Raw genomic sequence first — 26,754 nt, 5'->3', positions numbered from 1 at the left:
CCACAAATTCTAAATTTTCAGAATATTATTTTTGATTTTTCCTTAAATAATTGTAAATACGGGAAATCATAGGTTTCATTCGAGAGATTGACCGTCCATTTTAATGAGGTTATAGCCTATTTTATTTAACTTCTTGTATTCAATGTATTAAGATAGTTGAATACCTTAATGTAAGAAAGAGGAGGATTTTCCATGAAAAAAGCATTTATATATGGTGCAATTGCTGGAATAGGTACAGCTGCTTTAAGTTCATATCTTTATGAAACTAAAGTTAAAAAGCGTAGTTATAGAAGCTTTCTAACTAATACGATGACTAAAGCGTTTGGACCGAAACGTTTTCTAAATACTGATCAAAAAATCGATAAAATGATAGCACTTAAACGCGAGGAACAAATGGAAACACCTACGCCTACAGACTATCGTTTCAAACATCGTTTCGATGCCGAAACTCAAGACAATAGCATCGTTTATACAATTAATGATAAGCAAGATAGAGATCAACGTGTGATTCTATATGTTCACGGTGGTGCATGGATTGAAGGTCCATTTAAAGAACACTACAAATTAATCGATACGTTAGCCGAGACTTTCGATGCTAAAGTTGTAGCACCTAACTATCCAAAGATACCAACACATGATCATCATGCTACATTTAATTTATTAGCTTCAATTTATAAAGACATCTTAAATGATACGAATGACGCGAACCAAATTACGTTAATGGGAGATTCTGCTGGTGGTCATATTGCTTTAAGTTTTGCGCAGTATCTTAATGAGCTAAATCTCGCTCAACCTAAAGATATTATCGCACTTTCACCATGTGTTGAATCACGTCTTAACCACCCAGATATCTACACTATTCAACCACGCGATTCATTCCTTACTCAGAAAAGTTTACGCAGATTTTTAGAATTATGGGCAAATGGTCTACCAGATGGTCATTATAAAGTATCTCCTAAATATGGTAATTTTGAAGATTTAGGAAAAGTAACATTCGTGATAGGTACCGATGAAATCTTCTACCTAGACGTAGTAGATTTATCAAAAACGTTAGACAGCAAAGGCATTAGTCATAATTTAATTATTGGTCATAACCTATTCCACGATTATGCCATTATGCCAATTCCAGAACAAAAAGAAGTCATCAGTAATATCAAACACATTATTGAAGATAACCGAACTATAAAAGATAGGGAGCGGGACAGAAATCTAATGTAATTTCAAAGATTTCGTAGTTTCGCCCCGGCAAGGTTGACTAGAAATGAAGAAAGTGAGGCTCGAACGCATCTTCATTTCAGACAACTACTGCCTAATAATGGATTAAGAGATAATATCCTTTTTCCACTCAAATTCTAAACACTTTTGTGCCAAAATCTTCTAAAATAAAAATAGCTTGAAGTGGACTGATTTTACGTAAGAATCAAATCCGCTTCAAGCTTCTTTTATATATTAAATAAACTATTTTCGCCTTCTGGTAAGTTATCTATAAAATCTTGTGGGTCTTCCGCAAATTGATTTCCAATGCCACCTTTCATTCTTTGAAAATGAAGATGCGGCCCTGTGGTTTGCTCACCTGTATTACCTGATAATGCGATAACGTCACCCGCTTTTACTTGTTCCCCTTGTTCGGCTTTAATCTCATTCAAATGCATATACCATTGGTAATATTGACCATTAGTTTCTGAGATTTGTAAAACTTTTCCACCTAATTTATCTTTAAAAATACGTGTGACCGTACCATCTGTAGCTGCTAATACTTCAGTATCTTCAGGTAAGTCATAATCATTACCGTAATGGGCATTCTTTCCGTTAAATTCTAAATCGTGGTTATAAGTCCCAAAGCCATGTGTGAGCCGGCTACGGTCTTCCCAATCAAACGTCGACTCGTTCGTGCTCTGATTATCTATATCGCTAAAATCAATGCGATTAATTAAGTTAAAGGCCAATACTCCCAAGCCTACAACTATAGCTAACGTAATTAGATTCATTATAATCTTCTTCAAACATCGCCCTCCCAAAACAGTAAAATGATACTCACATATTAACAAAATACTAAATATGACAAATGGATTTAGCTCACAATCAGACTAAAAGATGAGAGCATTACTGTAGGTTGATGAATTGGAATGAATAAGTACCATTCGGGAGTGCTTATAATCTCACTTTTTGACAACGTCGATAATTCGACAGATAATTTGAATAAGCTTATTGTCAAAGAAGGAGGCCACTATAGTGTCCACTACCAAAGTTGATCCACGTATTATACGCACTAAAAAATTACTCGTCGAAGCATTTCAAGAAGTGTCACGTGAGAAGAAGATGTCGCAAATTACTGTCAAAGATATTACCGAACGTGCGACAGTCAATCGTGCTACGTTTTACGCTCACTTTACCGATAAATACGATATTTTAGACTACACACTGTCTGTTACTATTTTAAAAGATTTAAATGATTCACTCACTATTTCCGACGTAATTAATGAAGAAGTTATGTCGACATTATTTATTTCTATCGCGCACTATATGGCTAAAGTACACCACTCTTGCGAGATGAATAGTGAAACCTTTTGTAATCAAGCGCACAAGCGTATTAACAATGAATTAGAAGATATTTTCACTATCATGCTACGCAATAGCTACCCAGAACATGATATTGACATTCTAGTAAGTAGTGCGAGCTTTTTATCAACGGGGCTCAGTGGTCTTGCGCGCCACTGGCTTAATACAAGTTCTCTCACCGCTGAAGCATTTATTGAAAAGAATTTGCCGTTCTTACTCCACCATATTACCCATCTTTAAATATCCTTAGGAACGGGACAACACGCTCATGTCATCTCGATAACGAATGGTGTTGTCCCTCTTTAACTAGTTAATATTCCCCAACTAAACAACTTATTTCTTTATGTGTTGCCTATACGACAAATATTGATATATGTCAGTTGTACTATCTAAACAATGGGAGTATAGTACATTTATACAACAAGTGTTAGTTAAATAATAAGTGTTGTTTTAATATCCGTATGAAAGGAGGAGTTAAGATGTTAGATTCCGATGAACACGAGCATTACAAGTTGCCACAAGGTGGTGCCACTTTTCTAGAAAAAATAATAAACCCTATCAAATTTATATACGTATCAATCACGTGGTGGATGTGGAAAAGCTCTGACATTAACGTCATAACTTCCCTTTCACCTAATCTTGAACGTATCGCATAATCAAGATAATTAGGAGGATCAATAATGAGAGAATTATTAACAAGAATTAATTACTTAGCAAATAAAGAAAAAATGAACGGTTTAACTATCGAAGAAAAACAAGAACAACAACGACTTAGACAAGAGTACTTAGGTATGATTAGAGGACAAGTATTAAATACTTTCTCAACTATGAAAGTGTTAGATCCACTTGGCCAAGATGTCACACCTGATAAAGTGTACGACTTAAGAGAACAATACGGTAATATCTAAATAGAAACGGCGCCAGAAATCTAAGGTCATTCAAAGATTTCTAGCGCCGCTTCTTTTATTTAACAGACTAAAAAGTTGAATTTATGGCCATCTAAATCAGCAAATGTAGCACCGTAATAGCCCTGATAAATGCCAGGTTCATCGATAATCATACCACCAGCTTCTTTAACTTTTGAAGTTAGCTTATCTACTTCGGCATTTGTTTTTACTCCTAATGAAATAATTAATTCATTAGGTTGAGAAGTAGTTTCTTCATGAGTGACCTGTTCAAAATGATTATTTTCAATCAAAATAACGATGGTTTGACCGATTTTAATTCCTATCATTTTGTCTAACATATCTGGATTTTTATTAATTTCAAAACCTAAGTTTTTGTAGAATTGTTCACTACGTTCTAAATTCTCTACGTGTAAATTAAACCACATCGATTGAATCAAAGTCATCGCCCCATTTTAATCATTAAATTAAAAGCTTACTTCACTAATCCATTGTTCTAAGGTTAAACGTGTTGGGTTAATACGGTCCATTTGATTGAAATCGACTACATAACCTTTTTCTTCTAACCAACCACGTTCTGCCGTACCACTAGAGAACGTTCCTTTAATTTCTGTTGGTTTACCAGTTACTGTGGCAAACGCTTTTACGACCTCTTTTAATGTCAATTCGTCAGAGGCAATTTCTATAGCTTGATGGTTATAGTCTTTTCGAGACGCGAAAATATTAACTGCAAATTTAGCGATATCTATAGAAGAAATCATCGCAAATTTAACATCTCTATCAATAAATTCTGGAATACTTATTTCCCCATTTTCTACTGTTGTAATTCTTAAGAAATTATCCATAAAGAAGGATGGTTTAATAATTGTATAATTTAGCGAACTTGCTTTAAGCTCATTCTCAATATCAGCTAATGCTTCAAAATGTGGACCAGTACGATCACGATTCACGCCACCTGCCGTACTATAAACGACATGTTGAATATCTTGTTGTTCTGCAGTATGGATAATCATTTTACCTTGGCGTAATTCTTCTTCCACATCATCAACGATAATCAGTTGCACGCTATATACGCCATACTGGCCATTCATCGCTTCAGTTAAGCTTTCTTGACTACTCAAGTCACCTTCAAATATTTCTAGGTTACTGTCATTGATTGATGTTAATTTTTCATTATTTTTATTACGTGTAAAAGCACGGACTTTCCAGTTATTTTTTAATAGCTGTTTAACGACTGCGTTACCTTGTTTACCTGTAGCGCCTATTACTAATATACTTTTACTCATAATTTATCTCTCCTATTGTAAGAACCAATAATCTTCTTTATCGCCTTTTAAATACGAATATTCTTTAGGTTGATCTCCGTTTAATTTAATGTTGTCATTGATTAAATCACGAACATCCCATACTAAGTGTATGAATTTTTGTAATTTATTACCAAAGAATCCATTGGGAGCGTCCATGTTTAACACCTTTTCCACTTCTGTAACAGAAATATTCATTTCTTCTGCAATCTTTTCAATACTTAATGTAGATTCATGAAAATGTGCTTTAAGTTCTTCACTCGTCACACGTCTTTGTTCTTTATTTAATGACATCAACTAACAACTCTTTTCTAAAATAAAATGATTATAATGCTTAATATTTGAATTACTAATTAACACGATTTATAATAAACGGAGCATTATCCGTTTGTCAATAATATAAATTTTAAAGGGGTGATATGATGCGTAAAGATGCACGCGAAAACCGACAACGTATAGAAGAAAAGGCGCTCGAATTATTCAATTCGGAAGGGGTTAAAAATGTGAGTATGAATCGAATTTCTAAAGAATTAAATATCGGTATGGGAACCCTCTACCGTCATTTTAAAGATAAGGGCGATTTATGTTACCACATTATTGAACATGATTTTGATACTATCATGAACCAAATGTTAAGCGTTAAAGAACGTTATTCTTCTAAGAAAGAAATTATGAGTCATTCACTTGATATATTTTTAAAATTTAAAACGGATAATAGCGATTTACTTAATTGTATTGAAGGTGAAGATAACGTTAAATTATTCCGTTCTAGTGATTTCTTTCAAAATTTAAATCAATACTACTTTGATTTATTTAATGATGATGAAGATGAATCATGGGCAATATTTAAAACAGACATGTTATTAAAATCTTTAACTACAACAACATTTACATTCCAAAAAAATGAACGACAACTATCTAATGAAACATTTAGAGATAACTTAATAAAACTCTATTTACCTAATGAGGAGGAGTAATAATGGAAAAAGTTACATTAATTACTGGTGGAAATAAAGGTTTAGGCTTTGAAGCAGCGAAAGAATTAAAACAACAAGGACATATAGTATATATTGGTTCTCGTAATGAAGAACGCGGCCGTGAAGCTGCAGAACAACTTGGCGTTGAAGTTGTACAACTCGACGTGACAGATGACGCTTCCGTGGAAAAAGCTTTTAACACAATTAAAGAAAATGAAGGACATTTAGATGTCTTAATTAACAATGCGGGTATTTCAGGTGGCTTTAAAAAACCTGCTGATTTAACAGCGAACGATGTTCAAGATGTTTATAATACGAATGTCTTCGGTATAGTACGAATGATGAATACATTCATCCCACTGCTTGAACAATCTGAACAACCGGTTGTAGTTAATGTAAGTAGTGGTCTGGGTTCATTCGGCATGGTGACTAATCCTGAAACACAAGAATCTAAAGTGAATTCATTAGCTTATTGTTCTTCTAAATCTGCCGTAACGATGATGACCGTTCAATACGCGAAAAGTTTACCACATATTCAAATTAACGCAGCAGATCCAGGCTCAACAAACACTGACTTAGTTGACGACTTTAGCAATAACTCTAAACCTGCTTCTGAAGGTGTTATCCCAATTGTGAAACTTGCGACAATCGATAAAGACGGCCCTACTGGTACATTTATTGATGCTAATGGTACATTACCTTGGTAATCAACCATTCATTTCTATTTTATGAGGAGGCTTTTCAATGAAAAGTATTAACTTTGAAGAACACTATGTCGTAGACGAAATTCAACAAGAAACGATGAAACATATGTCATCAGACCCTAAAGGCGTCCCTATGCAAACGATGCTTAAAGGACTTGAACAAAAATCAGGTTTCACTGATGCTGATGAAATTAAACATCATGATGCCCGTATTAAATTTATGGATAAACATGATATAGAAAAACAAGTATTATCATACGGTAATGGCGCACCTTCAAACTTAAAAGGTGAACGTGCGATTGAATTGTGTCAACAAGCGAATGACACATTAGCCGACTACATCAAAGAACATCCTGACCGCTTTGTTGGCTTTGCCACATTACCAATTAATGAACCACAAGCTTCAGTTGAAGAATTCAAACGTTGTATCAATGAGCTTGGTTTCAAAGGTGCATTAATCATGGGCCATCCTAACGATGGTTTCTTAGATCAAGATGAATACGATGACTTATTCGCAACAGCTGAAGAATTGAATGTGCCAATTTACTTGCACCCTTCTCCAGTACAAAGCGATGTATATCAAGCTTATTACAAAGGTAACTATCCAGATGTAACTGCTGCTACATTCGCTTGCTTCGGTTATGGTTGGCATGTTGACGTAGGTATTCATGCGATTCACCTTGTATTATCAGGTGTCTTCGATCGTCACCCTAACTTAAACTTGATTATTGGTCACTGGGGCGAATTTGTACCATTCTTCTTAGAACGTATGGACGATATCCTCTTCGCAGACCACTTAGAACACGAAATTAGTTATTATTTCAAAAATAATTTCTATATTACGCCAAGTGGTATGTTAACTAAACCACAATTTGATTTAGTTAAAGCTGAAGTTGGTATTGATAGGATTTTATACGCAGCCGACTACCCTTATGTTGAACCTGAAAAATTAGGTACATTCCTAAGCGACTTAGGCTTAACAGAAGAAGAACAAGAAAAAATTAGTTATAAAAATGGTGCTAAATTATTAGGCCTCGATAAATAAATAAATAAATATATAGATACATTTTAAGTGAAATTTTAAAAATAAACTGATTTAAATGGAGGTTTTTTAATATGGAAACATTAGAATTACAAGGTGCTAAATTACGTTATAACAAAGTAGGCAATGGTCCTGTACTTATCTTAATTCCTGGTGCGAACGGCACAGGCGATATCTTTATGCCACTTGCACAACAATTAAAAGATAAATTCACAGTAGTAGCAGTAGACCGTCGTGGTTATGGACAAAGTGAATTAACTGAGCCACTTCCTGACGAAGTCGCTAGTCCAGATAGCCGTTATCGTGTTAAACGTGATGCCCAAGACATCGCTGAATTAGCTAAATCACTTAGTGATGAACCTGTATATGTATTAGGTTCAAGTTCTGGTTCAATCGTTGCTATGCACGTATTAAAAGATCATCCAGATGTTGTAAAAAAAATTGCTTTCCACGAACCACCAATCAACACATTCTTACCAGATGCTAAATATTGGCAAGACAAAAATGCCGAAATTATTGATATCGCAGTCAATGAAGGTATGCCTCAAGCAATGAAATTATTCGGTGAAACACTTAAAATAAGCAAAATCGACCAACAATCTATGTCTAAACCTGCACAAGCTGAGAACGATGCAGAAAGTAAAAAACGCTTTGACGAAATGTTAGGTTGGTTTAAATATGAAATTCGTCAATATACTGAATCTGATATTTCAATTGATGATTTCAATAAACACAAAGACATTATTACTCTATTCAATGGTACAGCTTCAAAAGGTTCATTCCCTCATGAAGTTAACTTCTATATCTCTGAACAAACTGGTATCGATATTGTTGATATTCCAGGTGGCCATTTAGGTTATGTTCAAGAGCCAGAAGGTTTCGCTAATGTCTTACTTGAATTATGGGGATAATTGACTCAAAGGAGTGTCCGCACTGTGCTATTCACTAGAAACAAACCCTATACACAGGAAACATTATTAGCTAAAGAAGACATTTTGGAACTCATACAATTTGAACGTTTTTGTCGTGATAATGCATTATGGGACAGCATGGCCACATGCTTCGCTAAAGATTCTTACGTCAATATCTCTTGGTTTAAAGGTACAGGAAGTGAATTTGTCACTTCTTCAAAAGAGATGAATCGTTATGCGCCTCATCAAATCCATAATTCTCAAATTTGGATTAATGACACGCGTGCTGTAGCTATTATGCAAGCGACAATTCAAACACGCTTACCGATTCAAAATGTTGAAATGGAATTACAATCAGATGCTAAATTGGTTTACTGTGTCGAACAAGATGAGCAAGGCGTTTGGTACATCACGCGTCTTGAATGTATTTATGAAAAAGATAGCTTAACACCAGTTAAACCTACGACCATTAATCTTCCAAAGCAAGATTTTGCAGGCTATCGTGAAAGTTACGCGTGCTTGTCATATGCGTTAAATGAAATTGGTTATGAGGTTAATAGTGAACTCCAAGGTATCGATCGACCGGCTGAAGTAAGTAATTATTATAACGAAATCGATAGTTGGTTAACTTTTAAAGAAAAGGAAGCGTAAATAACTATGAAGAAGATTGATTTGCATGCGCATTATATTTCACCTGGATTTTCACATTTTCTAGATAAATATTTTGATGGGAAAGGCGATGGTGTAGCGACGCCTGCCTTCTCTCCTGAAGGTTATCTAGATTTGATGAATCGTATGGAAATTGAGTATGGTGTGTTATCTATTTCGAGTCCGCACATTAGTGCTGCGCCTGATGATGAGATGGTTGATTTAGCTAAAGAAGTGAATGACTATGCCTCTGAAATGGTGCATAAATACCCTGAACAATTAGGTTTCTTTGCGACATTACCACTACCTTTAGTGGAAGAAAGCATTGCGACAATTGATAAGGCGTTAGATCAACAAGGCGCGTTAGGCTTTACGTTACCTACTAATGCACGTGGGATTTATATTGGTGATGCACGTTTAGACGACGTATTGGCTAAATTAAACGACCGTCATGCATTAGTATGCATTGCACCCTAATGAACCTAAACCTAATATTGAAGCTATGAGTGAAGTAGTTCCTGCACCATTAATGGAATTTATTTTTGATACAACACGTACGGTTATTTATATGAGTCAAAATAACGTGTTTAGTAAATATCCGAATATTAAATGGATTGTGCCACATTGCGGTGCTTTATTACCTGTAATTGCGCAACGTGTGGCGATGGGTAATAAGATGTTTGGTAGCGAGCGTCAACCTGATGATTTAGAACAGGTGATGAAAGAGCTTTACTTTGATTTAGCTGGAAAAGTTTTACCGTACCAGTTACCTAACATTGCACAATGTGTGGATATGAATAAGATTGTCTATGGTTCTGATGCACCGTATACGACGGATCAAGTAGTGACGATGTTAGCGGATGAACTTGAATCTACTGAGTTAATTTCACGTCATGAACTTGAAAAGATGTTGTATGATAATGGACAACAATTATTAAAAACACTATAAATAAAGAGCGACTAGGACTTAAATTCAAAAGTATGAGCGTAGAGGTGATTAAATAAAATCATCTCTACGCTCTTTTTTATCAATACTACGTTATTTGCGTGTAATTTTTAAATCAAGATATTTATTTCTCAGGTTCTTCTTATGCTATATGGTTCGATATTTATGCTAGGATTTCGTTCATTGAGCGGTTGACGCTGCTTGCGTACATTCCACCAAATTTAAGTAAGTGAACCATGAAGAGATATAATCTATAAAATTCTAAGCGTTTACGTGATCCTTTTCCAGAAGGATAATGTTTCTCATATTCATCATAGAATTCTTGAGTAAAGCCTCCAAATACGGTCGTAATACCTAAGTCAAATTCTCTATCGCCATAGAATGGTGCCGGGTCGAATAATGCCGGACTGCCATCTGTTAAGAACATGTAGTTACCACCCCATAAGTCACCGTGTAACAGTGAGGGTTTACTCTTATGCTCTTCTAGACTGTTAACCATGACCGTACGCACTTGTTGGTAAACTTTATTATCTTCTTCATTCCATAAACCTTTGCGCATTAATTCATCTCTCAAATGGTCCATCCGACGTTCAACAAATATTTCTATCCATGAATCTGACCATGAATTATCAAATGAAATATCACTGCCTTCGTGTGGTAACTCAAATCCGAATTCACCTTCAGGTTGTTGTTGGCTATGCATTTTAGCTACTAATTGCCCTAATTCACGTTGGCTACCACTCGTTCCTTCATCTAAATAACTTAAGATTAGGAAGGCGTCATCTTTAATTTCCCCGTTAGCGATTACGCGTGGTGCGGTAACTCCTGCTTCTTCAAACGCTTCTAGCCCTGCAATTTCATTGGCATAGAATGATTTATCACGATGACGTTGCACTAATAAGAAATAGACATCGTCTTTTGTCGTTACTTTAAACGCTTCGTTCACATCGCCCCCACTTACCGGGGTAATCTCTTGTATATTATCCAATGGTAATTGGTCTTGCCATTCTTGATTCATAAAGGCATCCTCCTTTAGTTGATTATCCTTATTATTATTATTATTATATTTCCTGAAAATGTGTACTTTAATCTTTATCATGAATTTGTCTTATCTCCCAAATTTGAGGCGAATTTTCAAACACTAGATAAATAGACTAGGAAATTAGTAATGAACATGCTAGTCTAATATAGAAATGTTTTTCAATGATATTAAATGAGGATAGTAAGCCTCAAATACAATGAAATAGGAGCATTATTATGTACAAATTAATCAAACCTCTATTATTTAAATTCGACCCAGAGAAAGCACATGGCATGACCATTGATGCGTTAAAAGTCGCACAAAAACGCTCTTTCTTATTACCAATTATCCACAAATTATTTACTTACGAAGATCTTTCATTATCTCAAACAATCAAAGGTATTCAATTTAATAATCCAGTCGGTTTAGCAGCAGGCTTCGATAAATCTTGTGAAGTTCCTAAAGCCCTTGAAAATGCTGGCTTCGGTGCACTTGAATTAGGTGGAATTACACCTAAACCTCAAGACGGCAACCCTAAACCACGTATGTATCGTTTAATTGAAGATAATGCGTTAATCAATCGCATGGGCTTTAATAATAGCGGAATGAACAAAGCGTTAAGTAACTTACGTCGCCATGCCTATAACATCCCAGTTGGCTTAAATGTAGGTGTTAATAAAACAACGGCTTATAACGAGCGTTATCAAGACTACATTAAAGTTATCGATACGTTTAAAGCAGACGTGTCATTCTTTACTGTCAACATTAGTTCACCAAATACTGAGAATTTACAAAGTTTCCATGATAAAGATGAATTCTCAATGCTATGCCAGGCATTAAAAGATTTCAAAGCTTCTACAGAAATCAATGTTCCTATTTTCTTAAAATTAACATCTGATTTAGAATTAGAAAGTTTTAAAAATATTTTGCCAGCAATTACTGAAACATTCGACGGTATGATTCTTGCCAATACTACACGTAAACGTGATGGTTTAACATCACCAAATAAAGTAGAAGACGGCGGATTAAGTGGACAACCCCTTTTCAAAAGAAATCTAGAATTAGTGAAATGGGCATACCAACAAACTAACGGTGAATTCTTAATTATTGGAACTGGTGGTATCTTTAGCGCTCAAGATGCTATTCAAATGATGAGAAATGGTGCTTCACTCGTCCAAATTTATTCATCTCTAGTTATTGAAGGCCCAGGTCTAACTAAAAAAATCAACAAAGATATTGCTAAATATTTAAAACAACATAACTATAACAACGTAAGCGACATTATCGGATTAGATGCTAAATAGTTTCCCGGAATAATTATGCTTAAAAATGTCGTTATATTGGTTACGAATTTTCAAAAAGACTTTGTCTACAATTTAATAATAAAATACTTTACTTAATGAAATATTGTACTATACTAAAACCAAAGATACGCAAGTTTATCGGAGGATTATTTCTATGACGGTAGAAAACAAAACTAAAGAGACAAATCAAACGTCAACAAATGAAGAGCAATCTGCGACATCTCAACAAAAACAAGCCAAAGATGATAATAGCATTGGTTATAATGGTGAGAAGAAAACAGAATTAGATCTTGAAATCGAACGTGAATTATTAGAAATGATGGAGAATGAAGACCCGGAACCTGAAAAACAGAAAAAAGGTTGGAAAATAGCCGGTCTCCTTTCAACTTTAGTCATAGCAGTTCTAGCAATTATACGTTTTATCAATCGTACGCTATAAATGAATGATCCCAACTTGATGCATTGCCATTTAAGTTGGGATTTTTATCTACTAAAAGTTATTCTGTATTTAATTATCTTATATAGGGAGTACGATTAAATGAGTTCAGGAATTACTGTAGGTTTAATATTAGCTGTCATAGCTTTGACTATAGGTTTATTTAAAAAGAAAAATTAAGCGTCATTATTATAGCGAGTTTGTATAAATAGCAGAATATAAATTAATATATGACCTATCATGAAAGTTTCTATTCTCTAATAGTTTAAAGAATGCATCTTTATATCATGTAGAAAGTGAGTTAACTAATGTTACAAGCAACTATACACGGGATTTTATTAGCCTTAGGTCTAATCCTGCCTTTAGGGGCGCAAAATGTATTTGTATTTAATCAAGGAGCCAATCAGAAGAAGCTTACTAAAGCACTTCCTGTAATTATAACGGCTAGTTTTTGTGATACTTTCCTTATAGTCATTGCTATATTAGGCGTTTCATTAATATTAATGTCGCTCCCTATTTTACAACTTATTATATACATTATAGGATTTGTATTTCTTTTATATATGGCATGGTCTTTATGGAAAGAACAGCCTTCAAATGTTAGAGATATGGCCCCTATGAGTACTAAGAAACAAATTGGCTTTGCTTTATCTGTATCCTTACTGAATCCCCATGCGATTATGGATACTGTAGGCGTGATAGGTACGAGTGCTTCTATATATACCAGTTATGAAAAAATAGCTTTCGCTATAGCTACAATATCCGTGTCTTGGTTTTGGTTTATTTTTTTAGCTATATTAGGTAAATTGTTAGGCAGTATAGATAAAACAGGTAAATACATCATCGTTTTGAATAAACTTTCATGCATAATTGTCTTTATTGTAAGTCTTATTATTTTAAAAAATATTATTCAGTTACTCTATTAATAGTTAACAGCCCCTTATTACATGTTGTAGTGAGGGGCTGTTAGCTATTTAACTAAAAAAGTGGTACTAATGTTGTTCTAAAAAGGCTTTGGCTTCTTGATTAATCTTTTTAAAATCAATACCTTGAGCCATTGCTGCAAATACGCAACCACAGTAACATTGTCTAAAAATATTGTAGTCATTACACATTTCAATTGAACGTTCGTAACCTTTATTTTTCTTGAAATCACTAGGCAAATAACTGACATCATATAAATTTTGAACTTCCATGCCTAGTTCATTGATTAACTGTGCATTTTTCTTCGGTGATAACGTGAGTGCACTACCAAAGTAATCATAGCCATACTCAACTGCTGCTTTAGCAACTAATTCTAGTCGCATCTCAAAACACGCAGTACAACGTAATCCCCCTTCTGGTTCTTCAGTTAAACCACGTGATTTAGCCATTTTCATAAATTCGTGAGGTTGATAAGGTGCCTCAATATATTTAACATTTTGTCCTGTACGTTCATTAAAATCTTTCACAAATTGTTCTTGGACTTTAGCACGTCGCAAATATTCATTTTTCGGATGAATATTAGGATTTGCAAAATAGATAGCAATATCTGCATATTGAGTTAAGTACTCTAAAGTATACGTGCTACAAGGCGCACAACAACTATGAAGTAAAATTTTAGGGCGTATATCTTCTCGCTCCCACTGATTAATTAATTTTTTTAGCACTTTGTCATAATTAATCTTTTGATTCTTCATTTTCGCAATGATTGGATCTGCTTTTAACATAAAAACGCTCCTCAAATATTATATGTATTAATTATATAATATTTAAGGAGTATTAGGATAATGAATTATAATTTTATGCTATTCAATTTTATATTCTTTTGTAATTCTTTTTTTGGCCATAAAATAAATCGTTACACCAAACGCTAGCCCTATTAACCCATCTTTAATAAGTATAAAGGCTAGGTTTAAAGATTCTTTCCACATATAAGACCAAGCTAAATCATATAAAAACATTACTAGAGTAATAATGATTGTAGCCCCTACACAATTCATTTTATTTTTTCTCAATAATTCTTCGTATTCTTCCTCAGTATAAACACGTTCTGTATCTAACTTATTTTTCCGAACAGTAATCATTAATGTTACATTCACTGCTAGAAAAACAGCAAAGATGCCTATTGTTGGTATGTTGACCTGGCGGGTTACATAATCATTAATTAAACTGATTGTCGCTATAATAAATATTCCTAAATAAGCTACTAAGAAAGCAGTAGTAAATTTTGAATAAAGTTCAATTTTCTCTCTTTCGTCTCGTTCGCCTCTTACGCCAATGATACGATTGATGATTTTATCTCTAGTGCTCATTATCGCCACTCACCTCATAAATTTGATAGCTACGTTATCTTCACTATAAAAAACATCAGAGGTTATGTCAAATATAAATGACATTTTCACACTAGAACCTTAGCTATTTATTTTTCTATTTCTCTTTGTAAAATGGTTGCAGGACCATGGTTGACAATGTCGTAGAAGTATTGAATCAAATCTTCTTTAGGAACACGTTGGTCGTCTTCTACCCAATGACGTAAAAATGATAATCCAGCTCCAGATACATAACTCATGAAATAGGAGAATGGAATACCGCTAATCTTACCTTCTTCACTTGTAAAGCTATTAAGATAACTATTTAATAAGCTATATAATTTTTCATGTAGCATCGATTCTTTACCCACTTTGAACATTAAACGGTAAAACCCTATATTCTCTTCGATGTGGGAGATAAGAAACTCCATAATTTGACGTAAGTCTTCAGTTGAGAATTGACCTCCACTACTCGTTTTACTTTCATTAATAAAAGCACGTACGATATCAACATGTTCGTCTTCTAATTTTTCCAATAAATCGTATTTATCTAAATAGTGGGTATAAAACGTCCCACGATTAATATCAGCTAAATCTGTAATTTGTTGCACGGTAATATCATTAAAAGTCTGTTGTTGCAGTAATTCAAGAAATGCGCTTTTAATGGCATTTTGTGATTTTCTAATTCTTCTATCTTGAACCATTGTTCAAACCTCTCTTTAAACTACATGTTATTACACAATTATATCTATTTTGTTGGTTTTCGTACAACTGACAATGCATTGATTGTTGTAGATAAAGTTATTATCTCTTACTATGAAGTTGTATTCGAAAAGAATGTTTAACGAAAGGATGAACTAGTATGACAAATAAATTCTTAGGTAATCCACAATTAGAAGTAACAGATGTTGAAGACGTTAAAGAAGGCGTTAATCATATTGTAGTAGATAGTATTCAATATGGTAATCAAGAAATGATTATGGAAAAAGACGTAGCAGTACCAATGAAAGATGGCGAAGTTTTATACGTTAACATTTTCCGTCCAAATAAATCAGGCAACTTCCCAGTAGTTATGTCTGCAGATACTTATGGTAAAGATAACAAACCTAAAATTACTAATATGGGCGCAGCTTGGCCAACACTTGGTGCAATCCCAACTTCAAGTTTCACACCTGAAGAATCACCTGATCCAGGTTTCTGGGTACCCAATGATTATGTTGTAGTCAAAGTAGCTTTAAGAGGTAGCGCTGGTTCTAATGGCATATTATCTCCATGGTCTAAACGTGAAGCTGAAGATTACTATGAAGTAATTGAATGGGCTGCTCAACAAGATTGGAGTAACGGTAATATTGGTACAAATGGCGTGTCTTATTTAGCTGTTACACAATGGTGGGTTGCTTCCCTAAATCCTCCACACCTTAAAGCTATGATTCCTTGGGAAGGCTTAAATGACATGTATCGTGAAATAGCGTTCCATGGCGGTATTCCAGATACTGGTTTCTATCGCTTCTGGATTCAAGGTATCTTTGCAAGATGGACAGATAATCCAAACATTGAAGATTTAATCCAAGCTCAAACAGATCACCCATTATTCGATTCATTCTGGAAACAACGTCAAGCACCACTAGCTAATATCACTACACCATTATTAACTTGCGCAAGCTGGTCTACTCAAGGCTTACACAACAGAGGAACTTTTGAAGGCTTTAAACAAGCTAGCTCAGACAATAAATGGTTATACGTACACGGTCGAAAAGAATGGGAAAGCTATTATTCACGCGAAAATCTTGAACGTCAAAAAGAATACTTCGATTATTATCTAAAAGAAGAAGATAATGACTGGTTAGATACACCACATGTGATTTATGAAGTAAGAGATAAATTCTACCGTGGAACATTTAAAACTGCGGATAATTTCCCATTAACAAACACTGATTATCAAGCTTTATATTTAGATAGTGACAATATGTCATTAAATGTGCAACAACCTTCAGATAAAGCTGTAGCAACGTACAATTCTGAAAGTGACGACGATGAAGCACGTTACACATACACATTTGAAGAAGATACAGAATTAACTGGTAACATGAAATTGAAATTATGGGTAGCTGCAGAAGAAACGAATGATTTAGATTTATTCGCCGGTATTAAAAAATTAGACCGTCGAGGTAATGAAGTTCATTTCCCTGACTTTAACCATATTGAAAATGGCCAAGTTGCAACAGGTTGGTTACGTGCATCTCATCGCGAATTAGATGAAACAAAATCAACAATTGCACAACCATGGCATACACATGAACAAGAATTAAAATTCGAACCTGGTGAAATTGTACCTGTCGAAATTGAACTCTTACCTTCTGGTACATTATTCAAACAAGGCGAATCTTTAGTAGTGGTTGTTAAAGGCAATGAAATCGTTAAAGGCAACAGTACACCACTACCTAACATGAAAACACGTTATGAACACGAAGAAACAGTTAATAAAGGCAAACACCTTATTTATACTGGTAACGATTATGATTCACACCTCATCATCCCAGTAATTAAATAAGATACCTTGACTAATCGTAGGAAAGAGGCTAAGACGTTTATATAAAAACGTCTTAGCCTTAAATTTTGCATTTAGAAACTAAAAAGAGCGAACAAACATTTGAAATTACTTTATATTTCTATGCTTCTCTTTAAAAATATCACTATTTATTATCACGAAGTATTGTTGGCGAGACTCCTAGGGGAACAGGGCTAGGCTAAGACCTTGGCTTAGCCAGTCCACCCAGGAAAGCAAAGTCAACAATACGTAGTACTATATAAAACAAAAAGACTCGGCATGGTTAATTCGATTAGAAATCAACCATGCCGAGTCTCTTATTTAAAAATTATTCTGCTTCTCTGATTTCATCGGCTACGTCTGCGTAGTCAATTTCAGTTTCAGTAAATGTTTTATTATTTACTGGGAAATGTTGTTGGAATGTTTCAAAGTTTTGAATTTCAACTGTCACATCATCCACTTCAAAGTCTAATACGTGACCACCGAAGTTACGATCATCATTAGCAAAGTGAATATGGAAACCTGATGACCCAATACCATGGAATAATTCTGGTGTGAAGAAACCAATCACTGTACCTTTAATATCTTCACGTGTTTCTTCAGGTTGTCTACGTGCAGAATCAATTAAGCGTGTATATGGAGGTTCTTGTTTAGGCATCATACGCACATGCATTTTTTTGAAAGTACCACTGATTTTTACTGCAGAGAATAAATTATCACTCAACATATGTTCTTTCACTTCATTTAGAACCTTTTCAGAATCTTTATCAGTAGTTTGGTATGACTCATCCGCTTCAAATTTAGTAATTGTTGCGTATGGTGTCATTTCGTCACCTTTAAGCTTAGTAAATTCTTTGTGCTCGTTCGCATGAAATGCTTCACCGTTAAGGAAGATGACTTCCCCATTAGAACCAGTTAATGTTGCTAGCCCTGAATCACCGTGTTCTAATAGTTCATCGATTGTTGCAGTACCTTCTAATAAGCCTGCCATTAATGTACCTAATGTACCGTGTTGATATAATACGTGACTCATTTTAATATTCACTCCTATAATTATTGAAAATTAGTTTAAAGAATCTGGTAACATGTTTGTTGATAATTTAATATTATCTTTATAGTTAACTGGGATATCGATAACAACTGGTCCTTCAGTTTCATATCCTTCTTTGATAGCAGCTTCAAGTTCTTCTTGGCTAGTGACACGAAGACCTTTAGCACCAAATGCTTCAGCATATTTAACGTAATCTACTGGTCCAAAGTCGACACCAGATGAACGTTTATATTTCATTTCTTCTTGGAATTCTACCATATTATATTTACCATCGTTCCAGATTAATTGGATGATGTTTAATTTTTTACGAACTGCAGTTTCAAGATCTTGAGCTGAGAATAAGAAACCACCGTCACCTGCTACTGACACAACTTGTGTGTTTGGACGAACTAACGCTGCAGCAATTGCCCATGGTAATGCTACACCTAATGTTTGCATACCATTACTAAATAATAAATGTCTTGGGTTATAACTTCTGAATTTACGTGCCATCCAAATGTAGTGACTACCTACATCGACAGTTACAGTTGTATCATCAGTTAAATTGTTTTGCATTGTTTCAATAATTTCTAATGGGTGCATCACACCATCTTCATGAGTGTATTTAACACCAGTTGCTTCTATAATATCTGCTCTTAATTGTTCTAAATCATTTAAACGTTCTTCATTAATGATAGGTTCAGTCACGTTTTCAGATAATAATTGAATTGTACCTGCGATATTACCTACGATTTCTTTTTTAGGACGTAGGAAGTTTGTAATTTCTGCTTGTACTTCGTCAATCGCAATAATTTCAGTATCTAATTCTTTATTCCAGTTACTTGCTTCGTATTCGATTGGGTCATAACCGATAGTAACTACTAAGTCAGCTTTTCTTAATAATTCGTCACCAACTTGGTTACGGAATAAACCGACACGTCCGAAGAAATGATTTTCTAATTCACGGTTAAGCACGCCAGCACCTTGGAATGTTTCAACTACTGGTAAGTTTGTTTTAGCGACTAATTGGCGAATTGCTTCTGTTTCTTTTTCACTTGAACTTCTCATACCTGCAAGAAGTACTGGGAATTTAGCTTGTTGGATTTCATGGATGACTTCTTTAATTTCATCAACTGATGGTACGCCTAATTGAGGGCGTTCGCATAAATTGATTGCTTTAGATTGAACAGGTGCTGAAATAACGTCTTGTGGGATACTGATGAAGCTTGCCCCATTTTTACCTGAAGTAGCTGTACGGATTGCGTTTGTCATCACTTCAGATAACGATTCAGGGTCTTGGACTTCAGCGCTATATTTTGTAGATGATCTTAAAAGAGAAGCATTATCTACAGCTTGGTGTGTAAGACGTAATAAGTCGTTACGTTTAACTTGACCACCAATGGCTAGGACTGGATCACCTTCTGATGTGGCAGTTAATAGACCTGTTGTTAGGTTACTTACCCCTGGGCCACTTGTCACTAAAGCTACACCTGGGTTACCAGTTAAACGACCAACGCCTTGTGCCATCATCGCTGCGTTTTGTTCGTGACGTGTAACGATAAGTTCAGGACCATCATCTTCTAACGCATCAAATAGATAGTCTATTTTCGCTCCAGGAATACCAAACACGTAATCCACATTATTATTTTTTAAAGTATCAATGACCATATCTGCTGCAGAATAATTTTCTTTAGCCATCTAAATTCATATCCTTTCAAATCAAATATTATTTTATATTTTTATTATTATTTGTAATTTTAGTATTAAAAAGAAGCCACATACATGCCTATTTTTTAAGGGAAAAAGAGGGAAAGACTTTGTTACATGTTTGTCGTGGCTTCTTATATTTAAAGTTGCTTCATTTATCATTGTTGCATTGTAATCTCAGTTAATAAAGCATATTCAAATGTGAGATGGGAGTCTTCTATTTATGTCAAGATTGTGTAATAAATCATAATTGTGCAGTACATATGTCCTGCTACAATTTAAGGGGAATGATTAAACACACACTTTATAAATTCATTTGAATATGTTGTAACTTTATTACGTGTTTCATTATAGTATGCGTTGAACTATTAATAAAATACATATTTTCGATAGAACCCATTCCATTTTGGAATAGGTCAACTTTGTTTCATTTTCGACAAAATCTTTCAAATAAATAGGTATTATTACTTGACTTATCTCCTATATTTATAGTGCGATTCGCGACATTAAGCCCACTTTTTATATTTAAAGTATATTTTTACTCTTTTTAGTTGTTTTTATTTTCTTTATATCTGCTATAATCAATTTTATCATTTTGAATTTTCTTGTCACATATATCCTTTTCTCAAAAAGTAAGAAAACTTTAAATTTTCAGAAATTTTAGACAAAAATCTAAAGTTTTATGCTATGATAATAAATATTAAATTAATGACAAGCTAATCTTATAGAAGTTTTAAAAACAACAGTGGAGGTTCAACATTATGTCCAGTTTTTTCAATAATTTCACTAGAAAAGAAGATCCCACTATCTATCAAAATAAAGACGGACATTTAAAACGCACATTGCGTGTCCGAGACTTTCTTGCATTAGGTGTAGGGACAATCGTATCAACTTCAATCTTTACATTACCTGGAGTCGTTGCAGCCGAGCATGCAGGTCCAGCGGTAGCTTTATCATTCCTATTGGCTGCTATCGTAGCGGGATTAGTCGCTTTCTCATATGCGGAAATGGCGTCAACTATGCCGTTTGCCGGTTCAGCTTATTCCTGGATTAACGTACTATTTGGAGAATTCTTTGGTTGGGTAGCCGGTTGGGCGCTCTTAGCCGAATACTTCATTGCCGTAGCCTTTGTGGCTTCCGGTTTCTCCGCCAACTTACGAGGATTAGTATCGCCCTTAGGTATCGCGTTACCTAAAGCCCTATCCAATCCTTTTGGTGCAGATGGTGGTATTATCGATATCATTGCAGCCGTGGTAATCATTCTTACTGCTTTGTTGCTGTCTCGTGGTATGACAGAAGCTGCACGTATTGAGAATATTTTAGTTATTTTAAAAGTTTTAGCTATTATCTTATTCGTTATCGTAGGTTTAACTGCGATTCAAGCGTCAAATTATGTTCCATTTATTCCAGAACATAAAGTGACAGCAAATGGTGACTTCGGTGGTTGGCAAGGTATTTATGCTGGCGTATCAATGATTTTCTTAGCTTACATTGGATTTGACTCTATCGCAGCTAACTCAGCTGAAGCAATCAATCCACAAAAGACAATGCCACGTGGTATCTTAGGTTCTTTAATCGTCGCTATCGTATTATTCGTAGCCGTAGCATTAGTATTAGTAGGTATGTTCCACTATTCTAAATATGCTGGAAATGCAGAACCTGTAGGTTGGGCATTACGTCAAAGTGGTCACGGTGTAGTAGCCGCAGTCGTACAAGCAATTTCAGTTGTTGGTATGTTTACTGCTTTAATCGGTATGATGTTAGCAGGTTCACGTCTACTGTATTCATTTGGTCGTGACGGCTTATTACCATCATGGTTAGCACACTTAAATGGAAAGCATTTACCTAATAGAGCGCTTGTCATTCTTACTATTATTGGTGTGTTAATTGGATCAATGTTCCCATTCGCATTCTTAGCGCAACTTATTTCAGCCGGAACATTGGTAGCATTTATGTTTGTGTCATTAGCAATGTATCGCTTAAGAAAACGTGAAGGTAAAGACTTGCCGGTACCAGCATTTAAAGTGCCATTCTTCCCAGTATTACCAATCGTTACTTTCGTTTTAGTATTATTAGTATTCTGGGGCTTAAGCTTTGAAGCGAAACTTTATACTTTAATTTGGTTCTTAGTTGGTATTATCATTTATGTTTTCTATGGCATTAAACATTCTAAGAAAAATGAAGAAAAAGACTATATCGTTCCTAAAGATTAATATACATTTAAAAATCATAACAAACTAAACAGGAGTAGAGGTGATTCAATGAGAATCATCCCTACTCCTTTTTTATTTAATACTACGTTGATTTTAATTATTTTAATAAACATCCCTAAACTAAATTAATGGGGTATCTGTTGTACTACTTACCAGCCTTGGCCGTTAATGTCATATTGATCTAAGCGTCCTTCTTGTAAGGCTTGTAATGCGTCTTCTAGTGTATCTAGTGCATAATCAAGTTGTTCATAGGTAATGACGAGTGGTGGTTGGAAACGTAAGACATTACCAGCTACCGCAATAATTACCAAACCATGTTCAAAGCAATAGTTACAAATTTTCAATGCTTCTTGTGACGCTCTTGTCTTAGTTTCTTTATCAGACACTATATCTATACCAATCGATAAACCGATACCTCGTACATCACCGACATAGTCATATTTAGTCACCCATTGGTCCATTCGTTGACGTACGTAGCTCCCCTTTTCAGAGCTAGCAGTTAATAAATCGTCTTCTTCAATCATTTCTAATGTTGCGAGAGCCGCTTCACAACTTACTGGATTCGCTCCTGTAGTGAACAGATGCGCAGGTGCTTCTAGGCTTTCGATAATTTCTTTACGCCCCACGATTGCTGACATAGGTAAGCCACCAGCCAGTGATTTACCGAATGTAATTAAATCTGGAGTAAAGTTGAAGTGATCAATTGAACTCCAAGTACCAGTACGGCCAAGGCCTTGTTGAATATCATCTACGGCAATTAAAATACCATGTTCATGACATAACGCCTCTAACGCTTCAAAGTAGCCTTCTACCGGTTCTAATAAGCCACCGTCTCCTTGAATCGTTTCCACCATGATACAGGCCACTTCTTCAGCGGGTACATATTTCGCGAACATCTCTTTAAGCGGTGCTAAGTATTCTTCTACTGTATTTGGTGTCGGTTGTTCATACATTCCTCTATATTTATCAGGGAATGGAATATGGTAAAACCCACTTAATAAAGGACCATAATGTTTACGCATATTCAAACTGATTGCTGACATGGATAATGAACCAAATGTTGACTCATGATAAGCATTTGTAAAACTGATAATGTATGGTCGCCCTGTATACGCTCGCGCAAATTTAATTACACCATCGTTGGCATCTGAACCACTTAATCCAAAGGTTACGCGTTTATCAAAATCCCCTGGCGCAATATCACAAAGCTTTTTAGATAATTTCACAGCTGGTTCATGATACATATAGGCAGGCGTATAATGAATAAATTTATCAACTTGCTTTTTAATCGCTTCTGTTACGCGTTTTGGTGCATGGCCTACATTCTGTGAGCTTGCACTTGATAACAAGTCAATATACTCTTTTCCATCTACATCAACCAACGTTGCCCCATAGCCGTGATCAATCGCTAATGGATAGTATTTAATTCTTCCTGACGCTGCAAAATATTTCCCATCTTCATTTATAAGTTGCTCTGACTTTGTCATTCGTATCCATCCTCCCAAGAGAGACACCTGGATATGTAGTTGAATAGGATGATGGCCAAGTATAGTGGCCATTTATCCAGGTTTCTCTCGGCTTTCGCCCAAAACATTGTTAAGTAATATTTATCAATATACTAATAATTGTCAGATTTGTAAATATTTTCAGAAAAATTAAAAAATATAAATTCTCAAACAAAATAAATAAAGGTAAGGTTGAAACCTTTGAACAAGATTTCTCCCTTACCCTTCTCTATTTATTATTTACTTTCGTACGGGATTACATCATCCCCGTATTCTTTCTTAATGTAATCTTTAATTTCTTTTTATTGCATTACTTTTAATAGTTCTTGGAATTTTTTATCGTTTTTATGTCCTTCTTGAACTGCAAGAATATTGGCGAATGGTGATGATTTACCTTCCATAACAATCGCATCTCTTGAAGGTTTTAAGCCGTTATCGATAGCATAGTTAGAGTTCATAATAACCGCAGCGCCTTCTCCATTTTTATATGTTTTAGGTAAGAATTCAGCACCTTGTTGATGGTTGAATTTTAAATTCTTTTTATTTTCCACAACGTCTTCAAATTTGGCATCTTCTATTTTTACACCTTTTTTCAATTTAGCTAAACCTTCATTAACAAAGAATGACAAGAAACGTCCTTCTTCAGCTGGGTTATTAGAGACGTATATCGTTGAGCCCTCCGGAATATCTTTAAGGTGTTTATATTTTTTACTATACACGCCCATTGGTGTTGTAAATACTTTACCAAGTTCTTCTATTTTATATCCATGACTCTTCTTCTCTGCTTTCAAATAAGGTACATGTTGGAAGAAGTTCGCATCGACATCGCCTTTATCTAACAATTTATTAGGCACTTTATAGTCATTTACTTCTTTTACTTCTAAGTCATAGCCTTTCTTTTTCAATTGTGCTTTTGCTTTCTTCAATACATCTCCGTGTGGTGCAGGAGATGCAGCTACTGTAATCTTCTTATTCTCTTCCTTATCTTTGCCACATGCTGATAATACTAAAATCAAGACTAAAACACTTATAATACTTATCCACTTTTTCATATGTATCGACACCTTTATTTATATTTTCCAATAAAATGAGCACTCTTAAATGATTAGAAGACACAAAAAAATACTTTCTATCTATTTAAGAGAAAGCATCGATACACTCTCTCTCTTATCTCTTAAAGTATTGTCTACTTTATGTGAATTAGCACCATTTCGTTAAACGACGGTTGCTGGGTTTCATAGGGCACATCCCTCCACCACTCTCGATAAGAGTTAACACGTTTTATTGAATTGATATTATCTTAGCATTCACTCTATAGCCGGTCAATATATTTTTTAAATATTCCGAAAAGTTAGCACGTGTTAGTCTTTGTTGCCAAGGGAATAGTAATATAATCAATATCAAGATTAAAGGAGGCTAACAATGTTACGTTACGGCTATCACCTATTAAGCGCCTTAATAATAAGTATAGTCTTGCTTATTACTATGGCCATTATGGATGTCTTTACACAATCCACGCATCTTACTTTATTACTTATCAACATTGACTTCTTAGCTGATCCAAGTAAAGTACCATTAGTAGTAGAATTACTGATTCATGTATTGATAGGTTTTATTATATATATTGTTTTCTTGTTTATTTATCATATATCTAAGCTACTTTATAACCTAAGTTATGTGTTACTTATGTTGATATTCATCGTACTCTATCCACTCTTAATTATGTTAGCACGACGTGAGATATTCCAATTCAGTTGGCTTGAGTATGGTTTATGGATGGTTGCGCACATTATCTTCATTTGTTTAATGGCATGGGCTATACCCTACTTTTCAAAAAAGAAATACTAAATTCACAGAAATTATAAACTTTAAATAACCTTTAATATTGTTAAGCTAGATTTACAAAAGGTGAGTTCTTTAAGCTAGGTTAAAGTTTCGATATCGTTTGTTTTAAAGCCCTATTTAATTCAATTCTGAGTGTTACACTAAGGCTGTAATCGATAATAAATGAAATGGGGTTTGCATTGTGAAGAAGGTTTCTCTATTGGCGTTAACTGTTCTAATAGGTACGGTAATATTATATTTAAACTCAAACCATGCATTAGCTGCAGAAATGGTTACGAAGGACAATGCACAACAAGTTGCACAAGAAGCAATGTCTAATAGTGGAGGCAACCCTGATTTACAAAACTTCGGCAAAGCCATAGATAAAGGTAACTATTTCGAAATTGAAAGTCATAATAAAGCAAATTCTGGTGTAGGCGTCTACAGAGTTTATAAAACTGGCGAAGTAGAATATAAAAATGATAAATTTAGTGATTTTAATCAATTAGCAAGTGAAGATACACATGCGGAACACGGCATCGCAAAAGCTGCTGAATTAGATAACCCATCTCCAACTACTTCAGACGCTTCTTCCGTAGATAATGCTCGTGAATTGAACACGTATTATGTAGGAAATGTAGCTTCTACAGAAGTCCCATCATCTAAAACTAATACACATCAATCTACTTTAAACAAAACATTGCCTCAGACTGGTGATGCCAATCATCATCAACCTATTCAGGCTTTAGGTAGTTCATTATTTCTACTAGGTAGTTTAATTTTAATCAATCGCACAACTAGAAAAACTGCATAATATCTTGAATGTTTTTAGTGAGATAGAAAAAATAATGCACCCTTAGAAGTGGGATTGTTTAGTCC

General features: G+C 34.7%; 27 protein-coding genes, 1 pseudogene and 1 riboswitch. Of the genes and pseudogenes, 16 read left to right on the top strand and 12 right to left on the bottom strand.

Going from position 1 to position 26,754, the window contains the following annotated elements; genetic code table 11:
• Window positions 1-192: 192 nt before the first annotated feature.
• Window positions 193-1,218, top strand: a complete 1,026-nt coding sequence (locus tag HS848_RS07790) for an alpha/beta hydrolase fold domain-containing protein (protein WP_198611888.1) — start codon at window positions 193-195, stop codon at window positions 1,216-1,218.
• Between the two features lie 224 nt (window positions 1,219-1,442).
• Here HS848_RS07790 and HS848_RS07785 read toward each other — a convergent pair whose 3' ends face one another.
• A complete protein-coding gene (locus tag HS848_RS07785) occupies window positions 1,443-1,988 on the bottom strand; it encodes a M23 family metallopeptidase (protein WP_198612168.1) in 546 nt (181 codons plus the stop codon).
• Window positions 1,989-2,232: 244 nt separating this feature from the next.
• Here HS848_RS07785 and HS848_RS07780 point away from each other — a divergent pair, with 244 nt between their 5' ends.
• On the top strand, window positions 2,233-2,799 hold the full coding sequence (locus HS848_RS07780) for a TetR/AcrR family transcriptional regulator (protein WP_198611887.1): 567 nt from the start codon (window positions 2,233-2,235) through the stop codon (window positions 2,797-2,799).
• A gap of 440 nt (window positions 2,800-3,239) precedes the next feature.
• Window positions 3,240-3,467: a DUF896 domain-containing protein gene (locus HS848_RS07775; RefSeq protein ID WP_198611886.1), complete on the top strand. Its 228-nt coding sequence runs from the start codon at window positions 3,240-3,242 to the stop codon at window positions 3,465-3,467.
• 59 nt (window positions 3,468-3,526) lie between these two features.
• On the opposite strand, the gene HS848_RS07770 is transcribed toward HS848_RS07775, so the two are convergent.
• The 3 genes from HS848_RS07770 to HS848_RS07760 are packed head-to-tail and all read right to left on the bottom strand — an operon-like array spanning window position 3,527 to window position 5,062.
• Window positions 3,527-3,904: a VOC family protein gene (locus HS848_RS07770; RefSeq protein ID WP_107507072.1), complete on the bottom strand. Its 378-nt coding sequence runs from the start codon at window positions 3,902-3,904 to the stop codon at window positions 3,527-3,529.
• A 27-nt stretch (window positions 3,905-3,931) separates the two neighbouring features.
• Window positions 3,932-4,750 (bottom strand): NmrA/HSCARG family protein, encoded by an 819-nt coding sequence (locus HS848_RS07765; RefSeq protein WP_198611885.1) that lies wholly within the window; start codon window positions 4,748-4,750, stop codon window positions 3,932-3,934.
• Between the two features lie 12 nt (window positions 4,751-4,762).
• Window positions 4,763-5,062, bottom strand: a complete 300-nt coding sequence (locus HS848_RS07760) for a DUF2316 family protein (RefSeq protein ID WP_198611884.1) — start codon at window positions 5,060-5,062, stop codon at window positions 4,763-4,765.
• Window positions 5,063-5,190: 128 nt separating this feature from the next.
• Between HS848_RS07760 and HS848_RS07755 the strand changes: the two genes are divergently transcribed.
• From HS848_RS07755 to HS848_RS07730, 6 genes and pseudogenes are all read left to right on the top strand, one after another.
• Window positions 5,191-5,745 (top strand): TetR/AcrR family transcriptional regulator, encoded by a 555-nt coding sequence (locus HS848_RS07755; RefSeq protein ID WP_198611883.1) that lies wholly within the window; start codon window positions 5,191-5,193, stop codon window positions 5,743-5,745.
• A 2-nt stretch (window positions 5,746-5,747) separates the two neighbouring features.
• Window positions 5,748-6,452 (top strand): SDR family NAD(P)-dependent oxidoreductase, encoded by a 705-nt coding sequence (locus HS848_RS07750; protein ID WP_198611882.1) that lies wholly within the window; start codon window positions 5,748-5,750, stop codon window positions 6,450-6,452.
• Window positions 6,453-6,489: 37 nt separating this feature from the next.
• Entirely contained in the window at window positions 6,490-7,494 is a 1,005-nt protein-coding gene (locus HS848_RS07745; RefSeq protein ID WP_198611881.1) for an amidohydrolase family protein, read from the top strand.
• Between the two features lie 71 nt (window positions 7,495-7,565).
• Window positions 7,566-8,402: an alpha/beta fold hydrolase gene (locus tag HS848_RS07740; protein WP_198611880.1), complete on the top strand. Its 837-nt coding sequence runs from the start codon at window positions 7,566-7,568 to the stop codon at window positions 8,400-8,402.
• A gap of 24 nt (window positions 8,403-8,426) precedes the next feature.
• Window positions 8,427-9,053: a nuclear transport factor 2 family protein gene (locus HS848_RS07735; protein ID WP_107507065.1), complete on the top strand. Its 627-nt coding sequence runs from the start codon at window positions 8,427-8,429 to the stop codon at window positions 9,051-9,053.
• Window positions 9,054-9,059: 6 nt separating this feature from the next.
• Window positions 9,060-9,999, top strand: a pseudogene (locus tag HS848_RS07730) (amidohydrolase family protein).
• Window positions 10,000-10,159: 160 nt separating this feature from the next.
• On the opposite strand, the gene HS848_RS07725 reads toward HS848_RS07730, so the two are convergent.
• Window positions 10,160-11,014: a fructosamine kinase family protein gene (locus HS848_RS07725; protein WP_198611879.1), complete on the bottom strand. Its 855-nt coding sequence runs from the start codon at window positions 11,012-11,014 to the stop codon at window positions 10,160-10,162.
• A gap of 239 nt (window positions 11,015-11,253) precedes the next feature.
• Here HS848_RS07725 and HS848_RS07720 point away from each other — a divergent pair, with 239 nt between their 5' ends.
• The 3 genes from HS848_RS07720 (at window position 11,254) to HS848_RS07710 (ending at window position 13,683) form a co-directional block, all read left to right on the top strand.
• Window positions 11,254-12,321, top strand: a complete 1,068-nt coding sequence (locus HS848_RS07720) for a quinone-dependent dihydroorotate dehydrogenase (RefSeq protein WP_198611878.1) — start codon at window positions 11,254-11,256, stop codon at window positions 12,319-12,321.
• A gap of 154 nt (window positions 12,322-12,475) precedes the next feature.
• On the top strand, window positions 12,476-12,760 hold the full coding sequence (locus tag HS848_RS07715) for a hypothetical protein (RefSeq protein WP_198611877.1): 285 nt from the start codon (window positions 12,476-12,478) through the stop codon (window positions 12,758-12,760).
• Between the two features lie 305 nt (window positions 12,761-13,065).
• Window positions 13,066-13,683, top strand: a complete 618-nt coding sequence (locus tag HS848_RS07710; RefSeq protein ID WP_198611876.1) for a LysE/ArgO family amino acid transporter — start codon at window positions 13,066-13,068, stop codon at window positions 13,681-13,683.
• Window positions 13,684-13,749: 66 nt separating this feature from the next.
• On the opposite strand, the gene HS848_RS07705 is transcribed toward HS848_RS07710, so the two are convergent.
• From HS848_RS07705 to HS848_RS07695, 3 genes are all read right to left on the bottom strand, one after another.
• Window positions 13,750-14,466, bottom strand: coding sequence for an epoxyqueuosine reductase QueH (locus HS848_RS07705; RefSeq protein ID WP_107507059.1), 717 nt, complete (start codon window positions 14,464-14,466; stop codon window positions 13,750-13,752).
• Window positions 14,467-14,544: 78 nt separating this feature from the next.
• The gene (locus HS848_RS07700; protein WP_198611875.1) at window positions 14,545-15,051 is read right to left on the bottom strand and encodes a DUF3278 domain-containing protein; all 507 of its coding nucleotides are present in this window, start codon (window positions 15,049-15,051) and stop codon (window positions 14,545-14,547) included.
• A 107-nt stretch (window positions 15,052-15,158) separates the two neighbouring features.
• Window positions 15,159-15,752, bottom strand: a complete 594-nt coding sequence (locus HS848_RS07695; protein WP_198611874.1) for a TetR/AcrR family transcriptional regulator — start codon at window positions 15,750-15,752, stop codon at window positions 15,159-15,161.
• A 158-nt stretch (window positions 15,753-15,910) separates the two neighbouring features.
• Here HS848_RS07695 and HS848_RS07690 point away from each other — a divergent pair, with 158 nt between their 5' ends.
• Window positions 15,911-17,599 (top strand): CocE/NonD family hydrolase, encoded by a 1,689-nt coding sequence (locus HS848_RS07690; protein ID WP_198611873.1) that lies wholly within the window; start codon window positions 15,911-15,913, stop codon window positions 17,597-17,599.
• Between the two features lie 325 nt (window positions 17,600-17,924).
• On the opposite strand, the gene budA is transcribed toward HS848_RS07690, so the two are convergent.
• Both budA and alsS read right to left on the bottom strand, forming a co-directional pair.
• The gene (gene budA / locus HS848_RS07685; RefSeq protein ID WP_107507055.1) at window positions 17,925-18,629 is read right to left on the bottom strand and encodes an acetolactate decarboxylase; all 705 of its coding nucleotides are present in this window, start codon (window positions 18,627-18,629) and stop codon (window positions 17,925-17,927) included.
• 30 nt (window positions 18,630-18,659) lie between these two features.
• Window positions 18,660-20,324 carry an acetolactate synthase AlsS gene (alsS, locus tag HS848_RS07680; protein WP_198611872.1) on the bottom strand — a complete coding sequence of 555 codons (1,665 nt, stop codon included), beginning with the start codon at window positions 20,322-20,324 and terminating at the stop codon, window positions 18,660-18,662.
• A 770-nt stretch (window positions 20,325-21,094) separates the two neighbouring features.
• Here alsS and HS848_RS07675 point away from each other — a divergent pair.
• Window positions 21,095-22,546, top strand: coding sequence for an APC family permease (locus HS848_RS07675; protein WP_198611871.1), 1,452 nt, complete (start codon window positions 21,095-21,097; stop codon window positions 22,544-22,546).
• A 149-nt stretch (window positions 22,547-22,695) separates the two neighbouring features.
• Here the strand turns inward: HS848_RS07675 and HS848_RS07670 are convergent, their stop codons facing one another.
• Entirely contained in the window at window positions 22,696-24,033 is a 1,338-nt protein-coding gene (locus HS848_RS07670; protein WP_198611870.1) for an aspartate aminotransferase family protein, read from the bottom strand.
• 320 nt (window positions 24,034-24,353) lie between these two features.
• Window positions 24,354-25,103: a MetQ/NlpA family ABC transporter substrate-binding protein gene (locus HS848_RS07665; RefSeq protein ID WP_408642065.1), complete on the bottom strand. Its 750-nt coding sequence runs from the start codon at window positions 25,101-25,103 to the stop codon at window positions 24,354-24,356.
• A gap of 112 nt (window positions 25,104-25,215) precedes the next feature.
• Window positions 25,216-25,322, bottom strand: a riboswitch (SAM riboswitch).
• Between the two features lie 151 nt (window positions 25,323-25,473).
• Between HS848_RS07665 and HS848_RS07660 the strand changes: the two genes are divergently transcribed.
• Complete coding sequence (locus HS848_RS07660) at window positions 25,474-25,899, top strand: hypothetical protein (protein WP_198611869.1); 426 nt, start codon at window positions 25,474-25,476, stop codon at window positions 25,897-25,899.
• A gap of 178 nt (window positions 25,900-26,077) precedes the next feature.
• A complete protein-coding gene (locus tag HS848_RS07655) occupies window positions 26,078-26,689 on the top strand; it encodes a cell surface protein (RefSeq protein WP_198611868.1) in 612 nt (203 codons plus the stop codon).
• Window positions 26,690-26,754: the final 65 nt, after the last annotated feature.

Origin of the sequence: Staphylococcus caledonicus, assembly GCF_016238465.1 — a bacterium.
GTDB classification, from domain to species: Bacteria; Bacillota; Bacilli; order Staphylococcales; family Staphylococcaceae; genus Staphylococcus; species Staphylococcus caledonicus.
This window is presented reverse-complemented; position numbering and strand designations above follow the sequence as displayed.

What these genes read in the sequence shown, in the direction of transcription:
- HS848_RS07790 (WP_198611888.1), top strand. Translation starts at nt 193, where the DNA reads ATGAAAAAAGCATTTATATATGGTGCAATTGCTGGAATAGGTACAGCT.
- HS848_RS07785 (WP_198612168.1), bottom strand. Translation starts at nt 1,988, where the DNA reads ATGAATCTAATTACGTTAGCTATAGTTGTAGGCTTGGGAGTATTGGCC.
- HS848_RS07775 (WP_198611886.1), top strand. Translation starts at nt 3,240, where the DNA reads ATGAGAGAATTATTAACAAGAATTAATTACTTAGCAAATAAAGAAAAA.
- HS848_RS07765 (WP_198611885.1), bottom strand. Translation starts at nt 4,750, where the DNA reads ATGAGTAAAAGTATATTAGTAATAGGCGCTACAGGTAAACAAGGTAAC.
- HS848_RS07760 (WP_198611884.1), bottom strand. Translation starts at nt 5,062, where the DNA reads ATGTCATTAAATAAAGAACAAAGACGTGTGACGAGTGAAGAACTTAAA.
- HS848_RS07755 (WP_198611883.1), top strand. Translation starts at nt 5,191, where the DNA reads ATGCGTAAAGATGCACGCGAAAACCGACAACGTATAGAAGAAAAGGCG.
- HS848_RS07750 (WP_198611882.1), top strand. Translation starts at nt 5,748, where the DNA reads ATGGAAAAAGTTACATTAATTACTGGTGGAAATAAAGGTTTAGGCTTT.
- HS848_RS07745 (WP_198611881.1), top strand. Translation starts at nt 6,490, where the DNA reads ATGAAAAGTATTAACTTTGAAGAACACTATGTCGTAGACGAAATTCAA.
- HS848_RS07740 (WP_198611880.1), top strand. Translation starts at nt 7,566, where the DNA reads ATGGAAACATTAGAATTACAAGGTGCTAAATTACGTTATAACAAAGTA.
- HS848_RS07725 (WP_198611879.1), bottom strand. Translation starts at nt 11,014, where the DNA reads ATGAATCAAGAATGGCAAGACCAATTACCATTGGATAATATACAAGAG.
- HS848_RS07720 (WP_198611878.1), top strand. Translation starts at nt 11,254, where the DNA reads ATGTACAAATTAATCAAACCTCTATTATTTAAATTCGACCCAGAGAAA.
- HS848_RS07715 (WP_198611877.1), top strand. Translation starts at nt 12,476, where the DNA reads ATGACGGTAGAAAACAAAACTAAAGAGACAAATCAAACGTCAACAAAT.
- HS848_RS07710 (WP_198611876.1), top strand. Translation starts at nt 13,066, where the DNA reads ATGTTACAAGCAACTATACACGGGATTTTATTAGCCTTAGGTCTAATC.
- HS848_RS07705 (WP_107507059.1), bottom strand. Translation starts at nt 14,466, where the DNA reads ATGTTAAAAGCAGATCCAATCATTGCGAAAATGAAGAATCAAAAGATT.
- HS848_RS07700 (WP_198611875.1), bottom strand. Translation starts at nt 15,051, where the DNA reads ATGAGCACTAGAGATAAAATCATCAATCGTATCATTGGCGTAAGAGGC.
- HS848_RS07695 (WP_198611874.1), bottom strand. Translation starts at nt 15,752, where the DNA reads ATGGTTCAAGATAGAAGAATTAGAAAATCACAAAATGCCATTAAAAGC.
- HS848_RS07690 (WP_198611873.1), top strand. Translation starts at nt 15,911, where the DNA reads ATGACAAATAAATTCTTAGGTAATCCACAATTAGAAGTAACAGATGTT.
- budA (WP_107507055.1), bottom strand. Translation starts at nt 18,629, where the DNA reads ATGAGTCACGTATTATATCAACACGGTACATTAGGTACATTAATGGCA.
- alsS (WP_198611872.1), bottom strand. Translation starts at nt 20,324, where the DNA reads ATGGCTAAAGAAAATTATTCTGCAGCAGATATGGTCATTGATACTTTA.
- HS848_RS07675 (WP_198611871.1), top strand. Translation starts at nt 21,095, where the DNA reads ATGTCCAGTTTTTTCAATAATTTCACTAGAAAAGAAGATCCCACTATC.
- HS848_RS07670 (WP_198611870.1), bottom strand. Translation starts at nt 24,033, where the DNA reads ATGACAAAGTCAGAGCAACTTATAAATGAAGATGGGAAATATTTTGCA.
- HS848_RS07665 (WP_408642065.1), bottom strand. Translation starts at nt 25,103, where the DNA reads ATGAAAAAGTGGATAAGTATTATAAGTGTTTTAGTCTTGATTTTAGTA.
- HS848_RS07660 (WP_198611869.1), top strand. Translation starts at nt 25,474, where the DNA reads ATGTTACGTTACGGCTATCACCTATTAAGCGCCTTAATAATAAGTATA.